At 71.9% G+C, this 20,991-nt stretch carries 23 protein-coding genes; 13 read left to right on the forward strand and 10 right to left on the reverse strand.

Annotated elements, in window-relative coordinates:
* Positions 1-53: 53 nt before the first annotated feature.
* From ACBJ32_RS46525 to ACBJ32_RS46535, 3 genes are all read left to right on the forward strand, one after another.
* Positions 54-467, forward strand: coding sequence for an SgcJ/EcaC family oxidoreductase (locus tag ACBJ32_RS46525; protein WP_375132310.1), 414 nt, complete (start codon positions 54-56; stop codon positions 465-467).
* A gap of 77 nt (positions 468-544) precedes the next feature.
* On the forward strand, positions 545-2,017 hold the full coding sequence (locus tag ACBJ32_RS46530; RefSeq protein WP_375132311.1) for an AAA family ATPase: 1,473 nt from the start codon (positions 545-547) through the stop codon (positions 2,015-2,017).
* 51 nt (positions 2,018-2,068) lie between these two features.
* A complete protein-coding gene (locus ACBJ32_RS46535; protein WP_375132312.1) occupies positions 2,069-3,256 on the forward strand; it encodes a tetratricopeptide repeat protein in 1,188 nt (395 codons plus the stop codon).
* Between the two features lie 32 nt (positions 3,257-3,288).
* Here the strand turns inward: ACBJ32_RS46535 and ACBJ32_RS46540 are convergent, their stop codons facing one another.
* Positions 3,289-4,269 (reverse strand): aldo/keto reductase, encoded by a 981-nt coding sequence (locus ACBJ32_RS46540; RefSeq protein ID WP_375132313.1) that lies wholly within the window; start codon positions 4,267-4,269, stop codon positions 3,289-3,291.
* Between the two features lie 62 nt (positions 4,270-4,331).
* Between ACBJ32_RS46540 and ACBJ32_RS46545 the strand changes: the two genes are divergently transcribed.
* The 3 genes from ACBJ32_RS46545 to ACBJ32_RS46555 all read left to right on the forward strand — a co-directional run bounded on the left by ACBJ32_RS46545 (position 4,332) and on the right by ACBJ32_RS46555 (position 6,690).
* The gene (locus tag ACBJ32_RS46545; protein WP_375132314.1) at positions 4,332-5,210 is read left to right on the forward strand and encodes a LysR family transcriptional regulator; all 879 of its coding nucleotides are present in this window, start codon (positions 4,332-4,334) and stop codon (positions 5,208-5,210) included.
* Positions 5,211-5,243: 33 nt separating this feature from the next.
* Positions 5,244-5,444, forward strand: a complete 201-nt coding sequence (locus tag ACBJ32_RS46550; RefSeq protein WP_357893059.1) for an EF-hand domain-containing protein — start codon at positions 5,244-5,246, stop codon at positions 5,442-5,444.
* Positions 5,445-5,508: 64 nt separating this feature from the next.
* Positions 5,509-6,690 carry a helix-turn-helix domain-containing protein gene (locus tag ACBJ32_RS46555; protein ID WP_375132315.1) on the forward strand — a complete coding sequence of 394 codons (1,182 nt, stop codon included), beginning with the start codon at positions 5,509-5,511 and terminating at the stop codon, positions 6,688-6,690.
* 29 nt (positions 6,691-6,719) lie between these two features.
* Here the strand turns inward: ACBJ32_RS46555 and ACBJ32_RS46560 are convergent, their stop codons facing one another.
* Entirely contained in the window at positions 6,720-7,145 is a 426-nt protein-coding gene (locus tag ACBJ32_RS46560; protein ID WP_375132316.1) for a PPOX class F420-dependent oxidoreductase, read from the reverse strand.
* An 82-nt stretch (positions 7,146-7,227) separates the two neighbouring features.
* Between ACBJ32_RS46560 and ACBJ32_RS46565 the strand changes: the two genes are divergently transcribed.
* Together ACBJ32_RS46565 and ACBJ32_RS46570 are read left to right on the forward strand one after the other, a co-directional pair.
* The gene (locus ACBJ32_RS46565) at positions 7,228-8,160 is read left to right on the forward strand and encodes a nucleoside hydrolase (protein WP_375132317.1); all 933 of its coding nucleotides are present in this window, start codon (positions 7,228-7,230) and stop codon (positions 8,158-8,160) included.
* Positions 8,161-8,250: 90 nt separating this feature from the next.
* Positions 8,251-9,912, forward strand: a complete 1,662-nt coding sequence (locus ACBJ32_RS46570) for an alpha-amylase family protein (RefSeq protein ID WP_375132318.1) — start codon at positions 8,251-8,253, stop codon at positions 9,910-9,912.
* Here ACBJ32_RS46570 and ACBJ32_RS46575 read toward each other — a convergent pair.
* Positions 9,899-10,507 carry a TetR/AcrR family transcriptional regulator gene (locus ACBJ32_RS46575; RefSeq protein ID WP_375132319.1) on the reverse strand — a complete coding sequence of 203 codons (609 nt, stop codon included), beginning with the start codon at positions 10,505-10,507 and terminating at the stop codon, positions 9,899-9,901. The genes ACBJ32_RS46570 and ACBJ32_RS46575 overlap by 14 nt on opposite strands.
* Before the next feature lie 65 nt (positions 10,508-10,572).
* Between ACBJ32_RS46575 and ACBJ32_RS46580 the strand changes: the two genes are divergently transcribed.
* Complete coding sequence (locus ACBJ32_RS46580) at positions 10,573-11,298, forward strand: SDR family NAD(P)-dependent oxidoreductase (RefSeq protein ID WP_375132320.1); 726 nt, start codon at positions 10,573-10,575, stop codon at positions 11,296-11,298.
* 14 nt (positions 11,299-11,312) lie between these two features.
* On the forward strand, positions 11,313-12,071 hold the full coding sequence (locus ACBJ32_RS46585) for an alpha/beta fold hydrolase (protein WP_375132321.1): 759 nt from the start codon (positions 11,313-11,315) through the stop codon (positions 12,069-12,071).
* Between the two features lie 6 nt (positions 12,072-12,077).
* Here the strand turns inward: ACBJ32_RS46585 and ACBJ32_RS46590 are convergent, their stop codons facing one another.
* The 4 genes from ACBJ32_RS46590 to ACBJ32_RS46605 all read right to left on the reverse strand — a co-directional run bounded on the left by ACBJ32_RS46590 (position 12,078) and on the right by ACBJ32_RS46605 (position 15,974).
* Positions 12,078-12,818 carry a cytochrome d ubiquinol oxidase subunit II gene (locus ACBJ32_RS46590; RefSeq protein ID WP_375132322.1) on the reverse strand — a complete coding sequence of 247 codons (741 nt, stop codon included), beginning with the start codon at positions 12,816-12,818 and terminating at the stop codon, positions 12,078-12,080.
* 12 nt (positions 12,819-12,830) lie between these two features.
* Complete coding sequence (locus ACBJ32_RS46595; protein WP_375132323.1) at positions 12,831-14,081, reverse strand: cytochrome ubiquinol oxidase subunit I; 1,251 nt, start codon at positions 14,079-14,081, stop codon at positions 12,831-12,833.
* A gap of 97 nt (positions 14,082-14,178) precedes the next feature.
* A complete protein-coding gene (locus tag ACBJ32_RS46600; protein WP_375132324.1) occupies positions 14,179-14,847 on the reverse strand; it encodes a response regulator in 669 nt (222 codons plus the stop codon).
* Positions 14,844-15,974: a sensor histidine kinase gene (locus ACBJ32_RS46605; RefSeq protein ID WP_375132325.1), complete on the reverse strand. Its 1,131-nt coding sequence runs from the start codon at positions 15,972-15,974 to the stop codon at positions 14,844-14,846. Before ACBJ32_RS46605 ends, ACBJ32_RS46600 begins: the two co-directional genes overlap by 4 nt.
* Positions 15,975-16,056: 82 nt before the next feature.
* Between ACBJ32_RS46605 and ACBJ32_RS46610 the strand changes: the two genes are divergently transcribed.
* Entirely contained in the window at positions 16,057-16,278 is a 222-nt protein-coding gene (locus ACBJ32_RS46610) for a hypothetical protein (RefSeq protein WP_357893082.1), read from the forward strand.
* An 18-nt stretch (positions 16,279-16,296) separates the two neighbouring features.
* Here the strand turns inward: ACBJ32_RS46610 and ACBJ32_RS46615 are convergent, their stop codons facing one another.
* A complete protein-coding gene (locus ACBJ32_RS46615; RefSeq protein ID WP_375132326.1) occupies positions 16,297-17,310 on the reverse strand; it encodes a fatty acid desaturase family protein in 1,014 nt (337 codons plus the stop codon).
* A 79-nt stretch (positions 17,311-17,389) separates the two neighbouring features.
* Between ACBJ32_RS46615 and ACBJ32_RS46620 the strand changes: the two genes are divergently transcribed.
* On the forward strand, positions 17,390-18,274 hold the full coding sequence (locus ACBJ32_RS46620) for a phosphotransferase enzyme family protein (protein ID WP_375132327.1): 885 nt from the start codon (positions 17,390-17,392) through the stop codon (positions 18,272-18,274).
* Positions 18,275-18,508: 234 nt separating this feature from the next.
* Here ACBJ32_RS46620 and ACBJ32_RS46625 read toward each other — a convergent pair whose 3' ends face one another.
* Positions 18,509-19,246 (reverse strand): hypothetical protein, encoded by a 738-nt coding sequence (locus ACBJ32_RS46625; protein WP_375132328.1) that lies wholly within the window; start codon positions 19,244-19,246, stop codon positions 18,509-18,511.
* Positions 19,247-19,298: 52 nt separating this feature from the next.
* Positions 19,299-20,237, reverse strand: coding sequence for a beta-ketoacyl-ACP synthase III (locus tag ACBJ32_RS46630; RefSeq protein WP_375132329.1), 939 nt, complete (start codon positions 20,235-20,237; stop codon positions 19,299-19,301).
* 78 nt (positions 20,238-20,315) lie between these two features.
* On the opposite strand from ACBJ32_RS46630, the gene ACBJ32_RS46635 reads away from it, so the two are divergent.
* Positions 20,316-20,933, forward strand: a complete 618-nt coding sequence (locus ACBJ32_RS46635) for a TetR/AcrR family transcriptional regulator (protein WP_375132330.1) — start codon at positions 20,316-20,318, stop codon at positions 20,931-20,933.
* The last annotated feature ends 58 nt before the right edge of the window (positions 20,934-20,991 follow it).

The raw sequence follows: 20,991 nt of genomic DNA on the forward strand, positions 1-20,991 counted from the left end.
ATAACATCCTCTTATCGGAGCGAATCGCTCCGATAGAGAGAGATGAGGTCATCATGGAGCACAACGAGGACGTCGCCGCCATCAGGCGCCTGGTCGCGGACGCCGAGACGCACCAGAACGACCTGGACCCGTTCGTCGCCCTGCACACCGCCGACACGGCGGTCGTGAACATCGCCGGGCGGCGGGTCGCGGGCAGGGACGCGCTGGCGAAGGCGATGCAGGCGGCACTGGAGTCGCCGCTGGCCGACGTGATCACCAGGACGGAGGTGGCCGACATCCGGTTCGTCCGGCCCGACGTGGCGATCGTGGCCTCGATGAAGCGGGTGTTCGACGGCCGTGATCCGGAGGTCACGCGGGATCCCCGCGCGGCCCTGCCGTCGACGTCCGGATGGCTGACGTACGTGGCGGTGAAGGAGGACGGCGCCTGGCGGATCGCTTCCGCGCAGACCACACCTATCCGGACCTGAATAACCCCAGGTAGGTGAGATTTCGGTATCTTGCGTAGTCCGAGATGACCGAAACCTGCGACAGAAGGGAACGGCACGTGTCCGACGATGCCGGCCTTCAGGCGCTCCGCGAGGCGGCGCGTCTATCTCCGGACAACCTCCCCCTGCGCCGGCACCTCGCCGGCCAGCTCCTCGCCAAGGGGTACCTGGCGGACGCCGAGGCCGAGTTCCGCGCCGCGCTCGCGCTCTCGCCGCAGGACCCGGAGCTGATCACCGGGCTGGCGGGCGCGTTCATCCGCCAGAGCTCCTTCGGGGAGGCGATGGCGGCGCTGGAGCCGCTGCTGGCCGTGCCGGGTTACCCGCCCGCCGCGGGAGTGCTGGCGGCTCGGGCGCTGCTGGGCGAGGGGGACACGGCGAAGGCCGCCTACCGCTACTTCGAGGCGACCTCCCGCGACGCGTCGGTGGCGGACCAGGAGCTGGAGGCGCGGATCACCGGCTCCTCGCGCCCCGCCACCCCGCCGCCCCACGGGACGGCCGGCGGGCCGCCCAACCCGCCCGCCCCTGGAGCGCCGTCGCACGCCGGACCACCCGCCGGGGTGTCGCCGCATGCCGGACCACCCGCCAGCACGGCCGGGCCGCCCGGCGCCGCGTCGCCGTTCCTCCCGTCCGTGCCCCTCCCCGGCGACACCAGCACGGCGGAGGTGGAGCGGTCCGCGGTCTCGTTCGCCGACGTGGCGGGCATGGAGACGGTCAAGGAGGCGCTGCGGATCAAGCTGCTGCTGCCGATGCAGCAGCCGGAGATGTTCGCCGCGTTCGGCAAGCGCGCCGGCGGCGGCGTGCTGCTGTACGGGCCGCCGGGCGCGGGCAAGACCCACCTGGCCAGGGCCGCGGCCGGCGAGCTCGGCGCGGCGTTCGTCAACGTGGGCCTGGCCGACATCCTCGACATGTACATCGGCAACAGCGAGCGCAACCTGCGCGCCACGTTCGACCTGGCCCGCCGCAACCGCCCGTGCGTGCTGTTCTTCGACGAGGTGGACGCGCTGGCAGGCCGCCGCTCCGACATGCGCAGCGCGCACGGCCGCCAGCTCGTCAACCAGTTCCTGTCCGAGCTGGACGGGGTGGACCAGAACGCCAACGAGGGCGTGCTGGTGCTGGCCGCCACGAACGCCCCCTGGTACGTGGACGTGGCCTTCCGCCGCCCGGGACGGCTCGACCAGCCGGTGTTCGTGCCACCGCCCGACCAGCAGGCGCGCGCGGCCATCCTGCGGATCCTCTGCCGCGACAAGCCGCTGGCCGAGATGGACTACGACGCGGTGGCGCAGGCCACCGAGCACTTCGTGGGCGCGGACCTGAAGGGGGTGGTGGACCGGGCGGTGGAGGCCAAGCTCCAGCAGTCGCTCAGCGCCGGCCGCCCCATCCCGATGACCACGCAGGACCTGCTGGCCGCCGCCAAGAGCGTGCGGCCCACGGCGGTCCGCGAGTGGATGGGCACCGCGCGCAACTACGTCATGCACGCCAACGACTCCGGCGCCTGGGACGAGCTGATGCCCTGGGTGAAGGCGAAGTGGTAGGGGACGCCCAGTGAGGGTGGCCGTCCCGGTCGAGCGGGCGGGTGTGCTGTGGTGAGCGTGGCGGACCCGGTCGAGCGGGCGCGTGCGCTGCTGCGGCTGCGCCGGCCCGCCGACGCCGAGCGGGAGCTGCGCGGCCTGCTGGCCCAGGAGCCGCAGCACGTCGCCGGGCACGCGCTCCTGTCGCTCGCCCTGATCGAGCAGCGGCAGGTGGCGGAGGCCGTCCAGGAGGCCCAGGAGTCGGTACGGCTCGCCCCCGACCACTGGTTCCCCCACTACGCCGCCGCCCAGGTCTACAACCGGGCCCGCCGCCCCGACGACGCCATCGCTGCCATCCGCGCGGCCCTGGGCATCTCCCCCGAGTACGCCCCCGCCTGGGAGGTGCTGGCCCGCGCGCACCTGCTCAAGGGCGAATGGCAGCAGACGGCCGAGGCGGCCCTGCGCGGGCTGAGCATCGAGCCGCAGGACGCCGACCTGGTCAGCCTGGCGTCCCTGGCCTACACCAACCTGGGCGACGCCGATCAGGCCCGCGCCGCCGCCGCGCACGCCCTGCGGATCGACCCGGAGAGCCCCACCGCGCACTTCGTCGACGGCCGCGCGGCGCTGCGGTTCGGGGAGCCGGGGCGGGCGGCGGAGAGCTTCCGCGAGGTGCTCCGCCTCGACCCCGGCTTCGGCGCGGCCAGGGACCTGCTGGTACGCGCGCTCAAGCAGCGCAACCCCGTCTACCGGCGGCTGTCGCGGCTGCGCGGCAGGTTCCCGCAGGGGTGGCGGCTGATCTTCCTGCTGCCCGCGGTCCCGCCCGTCATCGCGGTCTTCGTCGTCCTCGCGCTGCTGCACTGGGTGAGCTGGGTGGCCGAGGCGTGGACCACGCTGTGGCTGACCCGCGGCAGGGCCACCCGGCTGCTGTTCGAGGGCGTGGAGGCGCGGGTGGCCGCGCTCTGCCTGGGCCTGGTGGTGGCCGGTGCCGCGCTGCTCGGCGTGGGGATCGTGCTCGGCCAGGACGCGCTGGGCACCGCGGGGGCGGCCACCATGGCCCTGGTCACCCCCGTCCAGGAGGCCGCCCACACCGGCTCGCCCCGCCGGCGGGCGATCCTGTACGGCTGGGCCGGCCTGCTCGCCGCGGCCGTGGCCGTCTCGGTGCTCGTCGCCGACCCGGGCGTGGCCCTGCTCACCCTGTACGCGGCGATCGCCACGGTCTGGCTGGCCACCCCCGTCAGAGGCAGGCTCACGGCGGGCCTCTAGAGCGGGGGGCCTTTGGAGCGGCGGGCCGCCGGCTACAGCAGCGTTCCGCCGCTCACCTCGAACTTGCCGAGCGCCTCGTCGAGCCTGGTCAGCGTGTCGGGGTGCAGGGTGAGGTCGGCGGCGGCCAGGTTCTCCTCGATGTGGGCCGGGGTGCGGCTGCCGGGGATCGCCACCACGTGCTCGTCCTGGTGCAGCAGCCAGGCCAGGGCGAGCTGGGCCGGGGTGATGCCGAGGTTCGCGGCGAGCGTCCTGATGGGGGCGTAGCGGTCGTTGTTGCCCGCGAGGTTCTCGGCCGAGAAGCGGGGGGCGTGGTGGCGGAAGTCGCCCTCGCCGAGCGCCTGCACCGTGCCGGTCAGGAAGCCGTTGCCCAGCGGGCTCCACGCCACGATCCCGACGCCCAGCTCGCGCGCCGCCGCGAGCAGGTCGGCGTCCACGGGTCGCCACATCGACCACTCGTTCTGCACGGCCGTCACCGGGTGCACCGCGTGCGCCGCCCTGAGCTGGGCGGCAGTCACGTTGGACAGGCCGATGTGCCTGATCAGCCCGTCGCGCACCAGCTCGGCCAGCGCGCCGGTGGTCTCCTCGATCGGCACGCCGGGGTCGGGGTAGTGGGCGTAGTAGAGGTCGATCACGTCGGTGTCCAGGTTGCGCAGGCTGCGCTCGGCGTACCGGCGCACCAGCCGCGGCTCGGCGTTGACCCGCAGCTCGCCGAAGGCGTATCCGACCGGGTACGACCGGCTCGGCTCGCCCTCGGGGATCGCCAGGCCGAACTTGGTCGCGACCACCACCTCGTCCCTGCGGCCCTTGATCGCGCGGCCCACCAGGCGCTCGTTGTGGCCGTCAGGGCCGTACGCGTCGCTGGTGTCCACGTGGGTGCCGCCCGCGTCCAGCGCCGCCTTGAGCGCCGCCTCGGCGCGGGCGTCGTCCACCTCGCCGTACACGCCGGGCGAGAGCACCATGGCGCCGAAGCCGATCGCGGGAACCTGCAAGCTGCCGAGAGTCCGTGTCTTCATGCGTCAGATCGTGCCGCGCGGTTCCGCCCGGGGTCCAAGACCCTTTGCTATAACCATTGGCTATGGACGTGCATGTGCGGGAGTTGCGGTATTTCGTGGCCGTCGCGGAGGAGCTGAACGTGACGCGGGCCGCGGAGCGGCTGTTCGTCTCCCAGCCCGCGCTGTCCAAGCAGCTCGGGGTGCTGGAGCGGCTGCTCGGGTTCCGGGTGTTCGAGCGGGTGCCCAGCGGCGTGGTGCTCACCCGGCAGGGGGCGGCGCTGCTGCCGGTCGCCCGCGAGGTGCTCGAACGCTGGAACGCGGGGGTGGAGCAGGCGCGGGCGGCGGCGCCGACGGGCACGCTGGTGATCGGCCTGCAGACGGCCGTGGGCAGGGGGTTGCAGCAGGAGGCGCTGCGCCGCTTCCGCGCGGTGATGCCGGGGTGGGAGGTGTCGCTGCGGCTGGTGGGCTGGGACGATCCCAGCGGCGGGCTGGCCGACGGGTCGTCCGACGTGGCGTTCATCTGGCTGCCCGTCCCGGCGGGGCTGCGGACGTACGTGCTGGCCACCGAGCGGCGCGGGGTCGCCATGCCCGCCGATCATCCGCTGGCGGAGCTGGCGGAGATCCCGTTCGAGGCGCTGCGGCGGGAGCCGTTCATCGCGCTGCCGCGGGCGGCGGGGCCGCTGCGGGACTTCTGGCTGGGCCTCGACGCGCGCGATGACGAGCCGGTGGTCGGGGTGACGGCCAACACTCCGGAGGAGGTGTTCGAGGCCGTGATCAGCGGGCTCGGGGTGGTGCTGGTGGCCGAGGGGAACGCCGCGCTCTACAAGCGGCCCGGCATGACGTACCGGCCGGTTATCGGGCTGCCTCCCGGGGAACTGGCCATTGCCTGGCGTGAAAGGGACGCGAGCCCACAAGTCCTCGCATTCATCGACGCGCTGCGACAGGCGACCACTAAGGTCTGACCCGAGATCGGACTCGCAGAGAGGTTCCCCCCCATGAGCGACTACGCGACCACCTTCGACCTGATCGACGCCGACAAGGACGGCCGCATCTCCGCCGTCGAGCTCGTCCGGCTGATGGAGGTGCTCGGCCAGCCCGTGACGCTGGAGGCCGCCCAGGAGGGGGTGCTCAAGCTGGACAAGGACGGCGACGGCCTGATCGACCTGGAGGAGTTCAGCGCATTCCTCCAGAAGTGACAAAAAACAAGCGTTTGCTACCCATTCTCCTGTTGCCTGGGTCACAATGGCGGCAGGAGGGACGATGGCGATCAAGAGTGACATCAGCGAAAGCCGTACACCCGCGGACATCGTGAAAACGCTCAGGTCGGGCATCGGCCCGGTCTCCGAAGAGGTGATCGAGGAGATCCAGGCCCGCATCCCCGAGTACGCCCGGCCATCGGACGAGATCTACATCAAGGTCGTGCGCATGGCGGTCGAGCAGGCCATCGACGGCTTCCTCGACCGCATCGAGAACCCCGACGCCCCGTGGGACCCGGAGCCGTTCCGCATGATCGGCAAGGGGGAGGCGGCGGAGGGCCGCAACCTGGAGCCGCTGCAGGCCGCGATGCGGCTCGGCGCCCGGGTCGGCTGGCGGCGGCTGACCGAGCTGGCCGGCCCGCTCGGCCTGTCCCCGCAATCCCTGTACGACCTGGGCGAGGCCATCTTCGTCTACCTCGACCAGCTCGCCGACGCCGCCGCCGAGGGCTTCGACGAGGCCAGGGCGCACGCCGCCGGCGAGATGGAGCGCCGCCGCGGACGCCTGCTCGACCTGCTGCTCAGCCGGCCCCCCGCCAGCCCGGACGCCATCGCCGACCTGGCCAAGGCCGCCGCCTGGCGGCTGCCCAGGACGGTCGCCTGCGTGGCGCTCGACGACCAGCACGGCGCCTGCCGGGTGCCCCCGCTGCCGCCCGACGTGCTCACCGGGCCAGGGCGGGCGCTGCCGTGCCTGCTCGTGCCCGACCCGGCGGGGCCCGGCCAGGCGCAGATGCTGAAGCACGCCCTGCGCGGCCACCGCGCCGCCATCGGGCCCGCCGTGCCGCTCGCCGCGGCCGCGACGTCGCTGCGGTGGGCCGGGGAGGCGCTCGACCTGTCCCGGCGCGGCGTGCTGCCCCGCGGGCTGCTGCGGTGCGAGGACCACCTGGCCACGCTGGTCGTGTTCAAGGACGAGGAGCTGGTCAGCGCGCTGGCCGAGGTGCGGCTCGCGCCCCTGGCCCACCTGCGGCCCAACCAGCAGGACCGGCTGGCGGAGACCCTGCTGGCGTGGCTGCGGCACGGCCGCGGCGCCGGCGAGGTGGCCGCCAAGCTGCACGTGCACCCGCAGACGGTGCGCTACCGGCTGCGGCAGCTCGAAGAGCTGTACGGCGACCAGCTCGCCGACCCCGACATCCGGTTCGAGCTGGAGATCGCGCTGCGGGCCAGGCAGGCGGTCATGTCCGGCCGCTAGCGCTCGGCGTGGCGGGATCTGGCGGGGCGTCAGTCGTGCTGGGGCCGGTGCTCGGCGCGGCGGGACTCGTACCAGGTGTCGCCGACCGGCTCGCCGGCCAGGTTCCAGCTCCACGAGACGGTCGGCGTGATGCGGGTGTAGATCCCGGGCCCGACCATGCCGGCCCGCTCCACCGGCCCTTCGGCCACGCCGTACACGCGCACGCCCCGCGCCACGAACGGCTCGAACGACACCATGTCGTCCACGACCAGCGCCACCTTGGCCCCGCCCGGGCCGATGTTGCGGAACTTCCTGGTGCGCAGCACCTGCTCGCCGGCACCACCGATCCAGAAGTGCGTGCCGTCGAACTCGAACGCCACCGGCACCACGTCCGGCTGCCCGTCGCCGGACAGCGTGGCCAGGCGGGCGAGCGGCTGCGAGCGCAGGTAGGCGATCTCCTCGTCGGTGAACGACATGCTGGGTTCTCCCTTCTCCGAGCTGGGCTCTCCGCCTCTACACGAACGGCACCCGCCCGGATCGACTCTGTAGCATGGGCCGATGCCGACACCGGTGATCCTCGACTGCGACCCGGGCCACGACGACGCCTTCGCCATCTGGCTGGCGGCCGGCGACCCGGAGATCGACCTGCGCGCCATCACCACCGTCGGCGGCAACGGCAAGCTGGCCCACACCACCTACAACGCCAGGGTGGTGACCGGCCTGGCCGGCATCGCCGGGGTGCCGATCTCGCCCGGCGCCGACAGCCCCATGGTGCGGTTGCTGTCGCCCGCCGTGGGGATCCACGGCGACAACGCGCTCGGCGGCCCCGAGCTGCCGCCGCCCGCCGTGGAGGCCGATCCGCGCACCGCCGTCGAGCTGATCAGGGACACGCTCGACGCCGCCGGCGAGCCGGTGACGATCATCGCCACCGGGCCGCTGACGAACATCGCGATGTTCGTGCGAACGTACCCGGACCGGCTCGCCCGGATCAAGGACGTCGTGTGGATGGGCGGGTCCACGGGCCGGGGGAACATCACCCCGTACGCGGAGTTCAACTCCTGGACCGACCCCGAGGCCGCCTCGATCGTGCTCGGCTCAGGGGCGCCGTTCACCATGATCGGGCTGAACGTCACCCACCAGGTCCTCGTCACGCCCGGGGTGATGGCCAGGATCGGCGCCGTCGGCAACAGGACGGCCGCCTTCGGCGTGGAGCTGCTGAACTACTTCAACTCCACGTACGAGACCGACCAGGGCATGCCGGAAGGGCCGCTGCACGATCCCGTGGCGGTGGCGCTGGTGGCCAGGCCAGGGCTGGTCACGACCGTGCGCACCAGGCTCGACATCGAGCTGCGCGGCACCGAGACGTCCGGCGCGACCAGCGTGGACCTGCTCGGCAAGCTCGGCCGCGAGCCGAACGCCGACGTGGCCACCGGCGTGGACGTCGAGGCGTTCTGGGACCTGCTCGAAGCCGCGATCCGCACCCTGTCGTAAGCACTGTCGTAAGCGCTGTCGTAAGCACGCTGTCGTCAGCGCTGTCCTGAGCGTTGTCATGAGGTCCGCCGCCCGGGGTAGCGGGGACGGATGCGACTGACGTACACCTCCGACGTCTGGTGGAAGAACGCCGTCGTCTACTGCCTGGACGTCGAGACGTTCAAGGACGGCAACGGCGACGGCGTGGGCGACTTCCGCGGCCTGACGCAGCAGATCGACTATCTGGCGGGGCTCGGCGTGACCTGCCTGTGGCTCATGCCGTTCTTCCCCACTCCCAACAAGGACGACGGCTACGACATCACCGACTTCTACAGCATCGACCCCAGGCTGGGGACGCTGGGCGACTTCGTGGAGTTCATGCGGACCGCCCATGACCGCGGCCTGCGGGTCATCGCCGACCTCGTCGTCAACCACACCTCCGACCAGCACCCGTGGTTCGCGGAGGCCCGGTCGAGCCGGGACTCCGCCCGCCGCGACTGGTACGTCTGGTCCGACAAGCCGGAGCCGGACAACCCCGAGCAGATCGTCTTCCCCGACAAGGAGACCAGCGTCTGGGAGTACGACGAGGGTTCGGGCCAGTACTACCTGCACAGCTTCTACCGGCACCAGCCGGACCTGAACGTGGGCAACCCCGAGGTCAGGGACGAGATCGCGCGCATACTCGGGTTCTGGATGGAGCTCGGGCTGTCGGGGTTCAGGGTGGACGCGGTGCCGTTCCTCATCGAGAACGTCAATCCGCGGCTGGCGAACCCGCACGAGTTCCTGGCGGATCTGCGGGCGTTCATGACGCGGCGCAAGGGCGGGTCGATCCTGCTCGGCGAGGTGAACGTGCCGTACAAGGACTTAATTGGATATTTCGGTGATGGGCTGGGCGACCAGATCACCATGTGCTTCGACTTCATCGGCATGCAGAACGCCTGGCTCTCGCTGGCGCGCAACGACGCAACGGCCCTGGCCAACGCCCTGCGCGAGCGCCCCAAACCGCCCAAGGACTGCCAGTGGGCGATGTTCCTGCGCAACCACGACGAGCTGACCCTCGACAAGCTGTCGGAGGAGGAGCGGGAGGAGGTCTTCCGCGCGTTCGGGCCGCAGAAGGAGATGCAGATCTTCGGGCGGGGGCTGCGCCGCCGCCTGCCGTCGATGCTCGGTGGCGACCTGCGGCGCGTCAAGATGGCCTACAGCCTGCTGTTCTCGCTGCCCGGCACGCCCGTGATCTTCTACGGCGAGGAGATCGGGATGGGGGAGAACCTGGAGGAGGAGGGCCGCATGGCGGTCCGCATCCCGATGCAGTGGTCGCAGGACGGCGGATTCAGCCAGGCCGAGCCGGTCCGCGAGATCCCCGTAGGCTCCTTCGCCCCCGACCGGGTGAACGTGGCCGACCAGAAACGCGACACGAGCTCGCTGCTGCGCTGGTTCCAGCTCCTGATCGAGCGCTACCGGGAGTGCCCCGAGCTGGCGTGGGGCGAGTACACCGTGCTGGAGACCGGGCATCCGGCGGTCCTCGCGCACCGCTGCGACGCCGACGGGGCCACGGTGGTGGTGGCGCACAACCTCTGCGACACGGCGCAGGACGTGGAGCTGCGCCTGGACGGGCTGGAGCGCTGCCTGCTCACGGATCTGCTGGTGGACGGGACGCTGGAGGTGTCGGAGCAGGGTGTGGTCCGGCTGCCGATGGACCCGCACGGCTGCCGCTGGCTGCGTGCCTCGTCCCCGGAGATCCCGCCGGAGGACGCCTCGGTCAAGTCGTTGTGACGGCCTCCCCGGTGGCCGGCCAGGCGGACATGGCGAGGGCGGCGATGGCGAGCAGGTCCTCGTAGGAGGCGCCGTCGCGTGACTGCGTGGACATGCCCTGGATCGTCGCGGCGTAGAAGGTGGCCAGCCCCGCCGTGTCCGTCCCGGCGGGCAGCCGGCCGGCCGCCACGTCGTCGTCGATCCGCGCCTTGAACGCCGCCCTGGCCTCCGTCCTGAACCGCCGCAGCAGCTCCTCGACCTCGGCCGACTCCGGCCCGCAGTTCACGGCGGCCGTGATGACCATGCAGCCGCCCGGATGCTCCGTGCTCGCGTACTCGGCCGCCGCCTCCCGCAGCACCCGCTCGATCGCTCCCCGCCCGGTCGGCTCCTCGGCCAGCGCGCGGGTGGTGAACGCTCCGTACGTCTCCTGGTAGCGCCGCACGGCCTCCTCGAACAGCCGCCGCTTGTCGCCGAAGGCGGCGTACAGGCTGGGTGGCCTGATCCCCATGGCGGCGGTCAGCTCCGCGATCGAGGTCGCCTCGTAGCCGTGCCGCCAGAACGCGAGCAGCGCGCTCTCCAGCGCCGCCTCCCTGTCGAACTCCCGCCGCCTTGCCATGCCCTCATTCTATAGCGATCGCTATGCTATGGTTTTGTATCGATCACTAAAGAAAGGTGGAGGCGATGAGGACTGCCCTCGTCACGGGCGCGAGCAGGGGGATCGGCCGCGCCATCGCGCTGCGCCTGGCCAAGGACGGGTTCCGCGTGATCGTGAACTACGCCAGGAACGGCGCCGCCGCCCAGGAGGTCGTGGACTCGATCGGCGCGAACGCGGTCGCGGTTCGGGCCGACCTCGGCGTGCCGGAGGAGGTCACCGAGCTCGCGCAGCGGGTCAGGGCCGAGACGGACGTGCTCGACGTGCTGGTCAACAACGCCGGGATCGGGCTGTCCCAGCCGATCGGGCAGGTGACGCGGGCAGGCTACTCCCGCGTGTTCGCGGTCAATGTCGAGGGCCTGTTCTTCCTCACCCAGCAGGTGCTGCCGCTCGTCCCCGACGGCGGCAGGATCGTCAACGTCACCTCGGGCGCGACCCGCATCGCCTTCCCCGAGGGCATCGCGTACGCGATGAGCAAGGGCGCGGTGCAGACGTTCACCCTGGCCCTGGCCAAGGAGCTGGGCCCGCGCGGGATCACGGTCAACAACGTCGCGCCCGGCATCATCGACACCGACACCAACGCCGGCTGGCTGCGCGGTGACCCCGAGGCGCGGGCACATGCGGCGAGCAGGCACGCGGTCAACCGCGTCGGCCACGCGGACGAGATCGCCGACGTGGTCGCCTTCGCCGCATCCCCCCAGGCCGGCTTCGTCACCGGCACCACGATCGACGCCACCGGCGGCGGAAACCTCTGAGGAGCCAGACAGACATGCCCACGGTCATCCACGACGGCGGCACCGTCCACTACGCGAAGGCGGGCAGCGGCCCCGGTCTCGTGATGGTGCACGGCACCGGCGGCGACGCCGTCACCAACTACGCCCACCTCGTCCCCGGCCTCGCCGATCTCCGCACGGTCATCACCCCCGACTACGCCGGCAGCGGCCACACCTTCGACCCCGGTGGCGACCTCACGCTCGACCTGCTCGCCGGCCAGGTGGCCGCCGCGTTCGAGGAGCCGTCCGACCTGGTCGGGTTCTCGCTGGGCGCCGCCGTGGCCGCCAAGGTCGCCGCCGACCGGCCCGAGCTGGTCAGGCGGCTGGTGCTGATCGCCGGCTGGACGCACCTGGCGGACTCGCGGCTGGAGCTGGGCCTGCGTACGTGGGCCCGGCTGGCCACCACCGACCCCGAGAGCTTCGCCGCGTACGGGCCGCTCGTGGGGTTCAGCCCCGGATTCGTGAGCTCGGTGGGCGCCGGGACGCTGATGGCGGGCGAGCCCCCGCACGGCACCCTGCGCCAGATCGAGCTGGACCTGCGCGTGGACATCAGGGACCTGCTGCCGAAGATCACCGCGCCCACCCTGGTCATCGGCAACACCCGCGACTACCTGGTCCCGGTCGAGCACGCCCGCGCGATGCACGCGGCCGTCCCCGGCAGCGAGTACGCCGAGCTGGACAGCGGCCACGTCGTCCTGCACGAGCGCCCCGCGGAGGTCACGGCGCTGATCAGGGAGTTCATCACCCGCACGTAACCCTGTTCACAGGTAGGAGGGCCCGCTCACCCGATGCCTGAACGTCCACCACACCCACGCCTGGGCCGCCACCAGGAACGGGATCAGCGTCAGGACGACCGGCACCAGCAGCGGCCCCGACGTGCCGGGCTCCAGCGGCAGCCGGAGCCCGGCCAGCACCCCCACGACCACCAGCACCACCGAGGTCAGCGCGTAGGTGCGCCCCTCCCCGGCCCCGCCCGCGAGCACCGCGGCCCGCTCCCGCAGCGTCCCGCGCAGCCGCAGCGCCGCGAACGTCAGCCCGTGCGTGCCGAACAGCGCGGCCAGCACCAGCGCGGGCAGCAGTGCCATCGGCCCCTCGATGCCGAGCAGCACGTGGGCCAGCAGCGCGCCCCAGCTCAGCGCCAGCCCCCAGCTCCCGGCCACGATCGCGCCGTCCCAGAACACCTGCCAGCGCGCCACGGGCAGGCGCCCGCGCAGCCACAGCCCCATGTCCCGCACGACCCAGGCCAGCAGCAGCGTCACCACCACCGTGTGGTTGCCGTGCAGCAGCTCGCCCTCCAGCCGGGGGAACAGCCCGGCCAGCACGCCCGCCGTGGCCACCAGCCACACCTCGTTGCCCAGGAAGAACGGCGCGATCGCGGCGATCACCTCGCGCCGCTCGCCCGCCGACCGGCCCAGGTACGGCAGCGCCATGCCGACCCCGATGTCCGCGCCGGCCAGCACGAGGTAACCGATCGCGAAGAAGCCCAGAACGAAGATCTCCATGACAAGCGTCCCCTAGAACGAAGGAGCAGGAACGGGGGCGTCGACCGGCCGGTCGCCCAGCGCCACCGCGCCGGGCCCGCGCCGCGCCTGCCTGGCCAGCAGCCAGTAGTTGACCATGATCAGGATCGCGAACACCGTGACGAACGCCGTCAGCGAGAAGACCATCTGTCCCCCGGTCACCGGTGACATGGCGTCGGACGTCGTCAGCAGCCCGTACACCACCCACGGCTGGCGGCCCAGCTCGCGGAAGACCCAGCCGCACAACATGGCCACGAACGGAACGGGGATCATCAGCGTCAGCAGCCAGTGCCACGGCCGGAACCCCCGCACCGCCGGCCGGAAGAGCATGAGCAGGAAGCTCGGCAGCGCCACCAGCATCATCACCAGCCACAGCAGGATCATCGCCAGCCCGGCCGCCTTCACCAGGCCCACGTCCGGCAGGTAGTCCCCGGGCCCGAGCCTGGCCACCATCTCCGCCTGCGCGGCCGCCAGCCGTTCCGGGGTGCCCACCCACGCGGCGACCTTCGTGGGCTGCATGGTCTCGAACGACATCCCGCCGATCGCCGCGTTGACGAAGGTGGCGGGCAGCGCCAGGCCCAACCCGATGCGCAGCGACTTGCGGAACAGGTCCTGCTCGGCGGTGCGCCGGCGCAGGTGGTACGCGCTCACCCCGGCCATGAAGAACCCGCCGACGACCATCGCCCCGACCAGCACGTGCCAGAACGCCACCTGCGCAGCCGGGTTGGCCACCATGGCGCCGAAGTCCGTCAGCCGCAGCCGGCCGCCCTCCAGCACGTGCCCGACCGGGTTCTGCAGGAAGCCGTTGGCGACCATGATCCAGAACGCCGACGCGTACGCGGTCAGCGTCACCACCCAGATCAGCGCCAGGTGCGCCCACCGGTTCAGCTTGTTCCAGCCGAAGATCCACAACCCCAGGAACGTGGACTCGACGAAGAACGCCACCAGCGTCTCGATGGCCAGCGCCGACCCGAACACGTCGCCCGCGTACTCGGTCAGCCCGCTCCACGACAGCCCGAGCTGGAACTCCATCACCAGCCCGGTGACGATGCCCATCGCGTAGTTGGTGATGTAGAGCTGGCCCCAGAACCGCGTCATCCGCAGGTGCACGGGGTCGCCGCTGAAGGTGGCGCGGGTCTGGACGACGGCGACCAGCGTCGCCAGCCCGAGCGTCAACGCCACGAACAGGAAGTGCGCGCCCGCCGTGAGCGCGAACTGCAGGCGGGCGAGGTCCACGATGTCCATACCGCAGACCCTCCCGGTACGGTCGTGCCCGCCGCGTCATGCCGGGGCGGGCACCCGACTTACATCCCGGGTCGCACGAGGCCGGCCGGCGTACGACTCAGGGAGTAAGCCAGCCCGGCGTGATCATGCCGGCCTCGTACGCGATGACCACGAGCTGCGCCCTGTCACGCACGCGCAGCTTGGTCATGATCCGGCTGACGTGCGTCTTCGCCGTGGCGGGGCTGAGCACGAGGCGGGCCGCGATCTCGTCGTTGGACAGCCCGGCGGCCACCAGCGTCATGACCTCGCGCTCCCGCTCGGTGAGCGCGTTCAGCTCGGGGCCCGGATCCGGCCGCTTGACCCGGCCGGCGAACTCGGCGATCAGCCGCCGCGTGATCGAGGGCGCGATCAGCGCGTCACCCCTGGCCACGACCCTCACGGCGTGGATCAGCTCGGCCGGCTCGGTGTCCTTGACCAGGAAGCCGCCCGCGCCCGCCCGCAGCGCGCCGTAGACGTAGTCGTCGAGGTCGAACGTGGTCAGGATGATCACCTTGACGCCGTCCAGCGCCGGGTCGCCCGCGATGCGGCGGGTGGCCTCCAGGCCGTCGAGCTCGGGCATGCGGATGTCCATGAGCACCACGTCCGGCCGGTGCTCGCGCGCCCCGGCGATCGCCTCCGCGCCGTTGGCGGCCTCGGCCACCACCTCGATGTCGTCCTCGTCGCTGAGTATGGACCGGAACCCGGCCCGTACCAGGGTCTGGTCGTCGGCGAGCAGTACGCGGATCATCGAGCCCCGTTCGTCGGCTGGGTCAGTGGCAGGCGGGCGGTGACGCGGAAGCCGCCCTCGGGGCGGGGGCCGGCCTCCAGCGTGCCGCCGAGCGCGGTCGCGCGCTCGCGCATGCCCTGGATCCCGAAGCCGCTGCCCCCGTCGTACGTGGCGCCGGGCCCGTCGTCCTCCACGGTGATGATGACATGTCCGGCCTCGTTGGTGATCGCGAGGGTGGCGTGCTCCGTGCCCGAGTGGCGGGCGACGTTCGTCAACGCCTCCCTGACGATGCGGGTGGCGGCCAGGTCCACCTCGGTCGGCAGGGCGCCGAGCGGCCCCGACAGCTCCGTACGCACCTTCAGCCCCGACGCCGCGACCAGCGTGTCCACCCGCGCCAGGCTGTCGGCGGGGGCGACCGGCGCGTCCTCGTCCACCTGGCGCAGCACGCCGAGGGTGGTCCGCAGCTCGCGCAGCGTCTCCTTGCTGGTCTCCTTGATCGTGCGCAGCGCCGCCTCGGCGTGCTCCGGCCGCTTCCTGATCCCGTGCAGCGCCGCGGACGCCTGCACGTTGATCATCGAGATGTTGTGCCCGAGCACGTCGTGCAGCTCCCTGGCGATGCGCAGCCGCTCCTCGCTGGCCCGCCGCCTGGCCTCCTCCTCCTTGGTCAGCAGGGCATCGAGCGCGTGCTGGCGGGCCTCGGACAGGTACGCGCGGCGGTTGCGGGTGACCCCGCCGAACGCGATGGAGGCGACCACCCACCCGGTGATCGAGACGAACGTGGCGTTGTCCACGTGCCGGATTCCGCCGGTCTCGCCGAACCCCATGGCCAGCAGCGCCGCCGCGCCCGTGGCGATGGCGGCGGTGAGATGGCCGCGGTCGGCCGCCGTGTAGAGGGTGACGAACAACATCACGATGAGCGGCCCGTCGGCCCCCGCGTACGGGTAGTAGGCGGCCACCGAGACCGCCACCACGATCAGCGCCGCGACCGGGTAGCGCTCCCGCGCCAGCAACGCGCCGCAGGCGGCCACCGGCAGCACGACGTCCAGGGCGTTCAGCCGGCCGGAGCCGCCGACGGCGAACAAGGACCCGGCCAGCACGGCGATGATGGTCACGAGTGACACGATCGTGCCGGGCGAAAGCCTGCGCATGCCCCTTATTCTGTACGTTTGCGCACGCGGCCGGTTGACAGGGCCCGGTAATCGCGGCGGCACTTCTGGGTAGAGCCGTTGAATGAGTACAAAGGACGAACTACGGCGGGTCGAAGAGGACCTGACCCGGTTGCGAGCCGAGAACCAGGACGTGCGCGACCAGATCCGCGACATGGGCGCGACCGACCAGATCGAGGTCTCGGCGATGATCAGCCAGGCGGACGAGCAGGTCGAGCTGATCGCCCAGCTCGAACGCCGCCGCGACCGGCTGATCCAGCGGCTGGAGGAGGAGGGCGCCCGGTGAGGGGCGCCCATGAGCAGGTCAGCGAAGGGGCGCGCCGACCTCGTGCAGGTGTCTCAGTGCCTGCCCGTACGACTCGATGAGGCCGGTCTGGAGATAGTCGACGCCGATCTCCCTGCAGTAGCGCTCGACGATGGGCTGGGCCTTGCGCAGGTTCGGGGCCGGCATGTTGGGGAACAGGTGGTGCTCGATCTGGTAGTTGAGCTGGCCGAGCGCCACGTCGGTGAACAGGTTGCCGCGCACGTTGCGGGAGGTCAGCACCTGCTTGCGGAGGAAGTCCAGCTTGTCCTCCTTGGTGAGCACGGGCATTCCCTTGTGGTTCGGCGCGAACGTGGAGCCGAGATAGATCCCGAACAGCCCCTGGTGCACGGCGAGGAACAGCAACGCCTTGCCGAAGGGCAGCACGGTGAAGACCACGCCGAAGTAGAGCACGAAGTGGGCGAGGAGCAGTGTCAGCTCCAGGCCGCGCCGCTTGGTCGTGGGCTGGAACAGCGCCTTGAAACTGGCGATGTGAAGGTGCCAGGCCTCCAGCGTGAGCAGCGGAAAGAACCAGAAGGCCTGATATTTCGCGATGAAGCGGGGCAGGCCGGTGCTCCGGGCGGCCTGGTCCTCCGACCAGACGATCACGGCCGGTGAGACGTCGGGGTCGTGGTCCTCGTGGTTGGGGTTGGCGTGGTGCTTGTTGTGCTTGGTGGTCCACCAGCCCCAGCCGAGACCGATGGCGAAGTTGCCGAGGATCAGGCCCATGATGTCGCTCGGCCGCCGCGTCCTGAAGACCTGCCGGTGCCCGAGGTCATGGGCGAGGAAGCCGAACTGGGCGAAGACCACGGCCAGCGCGGCTGCGACGAGAAGTTGCAACCAGGAGTCGCCCACCCAGATGAACAGGGCCCAGCCGCCGGCGTACACGACGGCCGCGATGCTCGTTCGGATGGCGTAATAAACGGGACGCCGGTCGAGGAGACCGGCGTCCGCGATGCGATGGGCTAGTCGGGCGAAGTCACTGCCTCGAGTGTCGATGGTGCCAGGACTGGCCACTGCTCTCCTTACCTCACGGTGCAAGTTGCCCTAACCATCGCGCATCCGCCGTCAAACCGGAAGCACGTAGCCTGGCGATGTGATCTACGTCAACACGCCCCTCACCTCCGGGATCCGCGAGGCCGTAACCGCGACCTGGGGTCTCGGGGGAACGGCCGAGCGCCTGCACGGCGGAGAGGAATCCGCCGCCTACCGCCTCGACGGTCACGTGATCAGGATCGGTCCAGAGGGGCGTGCCGTCGGCGAGCTGGAATGGTGCCATAGGATCGCCCGGCACGCCGCCGTCACTCTACCCGAGGCCGTCGCCCCGCTGACCACCTCGGAGGGAACGACCGTCGTCGTGGTGGCCGGCCGCCCCATCTCCTGCTGGCCGTACGTCGAGGGCTCCTGGCCCGACTCCGACGTGCCCGCCCAGCGCGCGGCGGGCGCCCGCCTGCTGGCCAGGCTGCACACGGCGCTGTCCGGCTTCGACCCCGGCCCGCGCCCGGTGCCCGCCTTCCAGGAGCCCGGCCTGTACGGCGAGCCGCCCCAGGACGCCGCCGGGCTGGACGACCCCGACCTCGACCGCTGGCTGGCGGACTTCCACACCCGGCACCCGCGCCGCCACCCGCTGCACGGCGACTACTACACCGGCAACACCCTGGCCAGGGACGGCGAGCTCGTGGCGGTCCTCGACTGGGACGAGTGCTTCGTCGGCGCCCCGGAGCTGGACCTGGCCGCCGCCGCCCTGGAATGGGGCGACGACCTGGCGGGGCCGAGCGAGGAGTTCGTGGCCGCCTACCACGAGGCGGGCGGCACGGCGGCGCGCCTGGACGAGGAGTCGCTGGCCCAGCTCGTCCGGCACAAACTCCGCAGGGAGTACGCCTACTTCCACAAGGCCGTGCGCGCCGGGGTGCGGCACGACGCGGAAGACCTCGAATACCACCACGCCAGGGTCGAGCTGTTCCACCGCCTGCGCCCCTGACCACCGCCGCCGTGACGAGCGGGCCCGACCCCGCCGTGACGAGTGGGCCGGTCACCGGTGTGACGAGTGGGCCGGTCACCGGTGTGACGAGCGGGCCGGTCACCGGCATGGCGGGGCGCGCCGAGCTCGCTCCCCGCCACCCGCAGCGGCCCCAGAATCCCGACCCGCATCCACCCTCCACGACTGCGCGCGGGGTCAACAGTACGCACCCGCGCGACCCCGCCGTACCGGCGTTCAGCGGCCGAGCCGGTCCCGCAGCAGCTCGACCGGCAGGTGCGGCACCGTGGCCTCGCCGAACTCCGGCAGCCCGACGAGCAGCTCCGCGTCGGCCGCGTGCAGCCCCGCCACCGCCGCGTACCCCCTGCTCTGCCGCGGCTCGATGGTGTAGTAGGTGCCGTTGCCGTACTGGATGCGCACGCTCTCCAGCGCCGGTCGCGCGCTGGCCAGGCAGGCCCCCATCGGCAGCCCCAGCTCGGTCGGCGAGATGAGCGTGTGGGCGTTGCCGGCCACGACCAGCGCGGGCTCGATGTGGGCGGTCAGCACCCGTTCGGCCATCAGCGCGTCGCGCTGCGACCAGTCGCCGGTGAACATCCCCCCGTCGAACAGCGTGACCGACAGCTCCGGGACGGACTTGAGCACGGCGAAGTGCCCCGCCGTCACGCGCCCGTCGCCGAGCCACCACAGCGGATGGTCGAGCCCCCTGCCGTCGGCCAGGTAGCCGTCGAGCTGCGGCTTCAAGGTCTCCGGCCATTCCAGGGCGAGATGGGTCAAATCGAGCGCCCGCATGAGGCCGAGGATGATCAGCGGGTTCTCCCTGACCCCGTGCACCTCGCCGAGCAGCAGCAGCCCCGTCTCCTCCAGCGAGCGTCTGGCCCGGTCGAGCGCGGCCTTCTCGACCGGCAGCTCGTAGTCGTCCGTACGGAACTCGGCGACGGCCTGGAGCAGACCGTCCAGTGTGTCGACGCCTGGCATGCCTCCACAGTGTTCGCACTCGTCGCTGAGCGCAACCAGCCGGAGTGCAGGATCAGGGGCAGCGGACGACCATGCCCGCGTAGGAGAGGTTGCCGCCGAAGCCGAACAGCAGCATCGGCGCCCCCTGCGGCACCTCCCCGCGCTCCAGCAGCTTGGACAGCGCCAGCGGCACGCTGGCCGCCGAGGTGTTCCCCGACTCCACCACGTCCCTGGCGACGATCGCGTTGACCGCGCCGAGCTTGTCGGCGATGGGCTCGATGATGCGCAGGTTCGCCTGGTGCAGGACCACCGCCGCCAGGTCCTGCGGCCGCACGCCGCCGCGCTCGCACGCCTGCCGGGCGATGGCGGGGAGCCGGGTGGTGGCCCAGCGGTAGACGGTCTGGCCGTCCTGGGAGAAGCGGGTCGGGGTGCCCTCGATGCGGACGGCCCGGCCCAGCTCCGGGGCCGAGCCCCAGACGACGGGGCCGATCCGCGCCTCCTCGGACGCGCTCACCACGGCGGCGCCGGCGCCGTCGCCCGTCAGCACGCAGGTGGTCCTGTCGGTCCAGTCGGTCACCGCGGTCATCTTGTCGGCGCCCACGACCAGGGCGTGGGTGGCGGCGCCCGCGCGGATGGCGTGGTCGGCCTGGGCCAGGGCGTGGGTGAAGCCGGAGCAGGAGGCGCCCAGGTCCATCAGGGCGCCGCCCGGCACGCCGAGCCGGGCCGCCACGCGGGAGGCGACGTTGGGGGCGCGCTCGGTCTGGGTGCAGGTGGCGACCAGCACGAGGTCGATGTCGGAGGCGTCCAGGCCGCTGCCGGCCAGCGCCTTGGCGGCGGCGTGCGTGGCCAGGTCGGCGACGCTCTCGCCGTCCTCGGCCACGTGCCTGGTGCGGATGCCGACCCGCTTGCTGATCCACTCGTCGCTGGTGTCCACCAGCTCCGCCAGATCGTCATTTGTCAGGATCTTGGCGGGTTGGTAGTGGCCTGTGGCGACAAGTCGTGATCCACTCATGCGGCGGACTATAGCAAGCGAACGTTCGGACGCTAAAGTGGCTCGCATGAACGCTCCACCAACGGACGGAGACCTCGCATGAGCCCGCGCAGGTCGGTCGCCGAGGCGCTGGGCACGCGGGCGGCCATCCTCGACCGCTCGGTGGCCATCGCCTCCATGGAGGGGCTCGAAGGGCTGACCATCGGCCGGCTCGCCACAGAGCTGGGCATGAGCAAGTCGGGCGTGCTCGGGCACTTCGGGTCCAAGGAGGCGCTGCAGCTCGCCGTCCTGGAGCGGGCCGGGGAGATCTTCCGGGCCGAGGTGTGGGAGCCCGCCCTGCCCGCCGCGCCGGGACTGGCGCGGTTGCGGGTGCTCTGCGAGGCGTGGATCTCGTACCTGGAGCGTCAGGTCTTTCCCGGCGGGTGCTTCTTCGTGGCGGCGGCGCACGAGTTCGACGGCCGGCCCGGGGCGGTGCGGGACGCGGTGGAGAGCCGGTTCGAGGCCTGGCGAGGGCGGCTGGGCAAGGAGGCGGGCCGGGCCGTGGACGCGGGGGAGCTGCCCGCGGGCACGGATCCGGAACAGGTGGTGTTCGAGTTGCTGGGCGTGGTCATGGCGTTGAACCACGCGATCCAGCTGCACGGCGACGAGCGGGCCGCCACCCGTGCCCGCCGTGCCGTGGAGTCGCGCCTGATGCCTGCCGGCTGGTCTTCCGCCTGACGCCTGCGGGCTGGTGGTCTCCCGCCTGACGGTGGTCGGCGGGAGAGCGCCTGACTGC

This window comes from Nonomuraea sp. GTA35 (genome assembly GCF_041950525.1).
Taxonomy (GTDB): Bacteria; Actinomycetota; Actinomycetes; order Streptosporangiales; family Streptosporangiaceae; genus Nonomuraea.